The organism is Agrobacterium sp. MCAB5 (genome assembly GCF_052114365.1).
Taxonomy (GTDB): domain Bacteria; phylum Pseudomonadota; class Alphaproteobacteria; order Rhizobiales; family Rhizobiaceae; genus Agrobacterium; species Agrobacterium tumefaciens.
This window is the reverse complement of sequence record NZ_JBFREP010000174.1, coordinates 1-545: the sequence shown is the minus strand read 5'-3', so window position 1 is coordinate 545 and position 545 is coordinate 1. Positions and strand designations below refer to the sequence as shown.

Below are 545 nucleotides of genomic sequence, written 5' to 3'. Positions count from 1 at the left end.
TCCTGACCTCCTTCCTTGATCACGGTTATGAACAGCTGCTGATTTTCAATGGTCACACAACGAATGCACCGCTGATCGATCAGGTTTGCCGCAAGTTGCGCCGTGAAAAAGGGGTGCTGATACCGGCACTAAACATTTGGCAGAGCTTGCCGGATGGCCTGTGGAAGACACTTTACGGTGATGACGCCGCGCGCGCGCGCGGTCACGGCGGTGAACCGATGACTTCGGTCTATATGCATCTTTTTCCCGAACTGGTTCGAACAGAGGCGATGCGCGATCCCGCGCCGCGTGGCAGCGTGTTCGGTCTGCCCGTTGGTGGTGTCTCTGCCACTCGTTTTGAGGGAATACCGGTCCAGATACCGCTTGACTGCACCGAGGTCGATCCGGCCGGTATGCTCGGTGGTCGGGCCTCATTGGCAAGTGCTGAAAATGGTCAGGTGATTTGTGGCCATATAGTTGGCCAGACTGCGCGGTTGATGCGCCATCTCGCCGGTTTCGATCCACGAAATGCCGTACAGCCTTTTGAGGTATCCGTCGCAGGGCCG

The 545-nt window shown here is 57.4% G+C and carries 1 protein-coding gene; it reads left to right on the top strand.

Going from position 1 to position 545, the window contains the following annotated elements:
• Nucleotides 1-545 (top strand): creatininase family protein (locus AB4Z23_RS28055; RefSeq protein WP_441361252.1); only part of this gene is annotated, 545 nt, incomplete at both ends.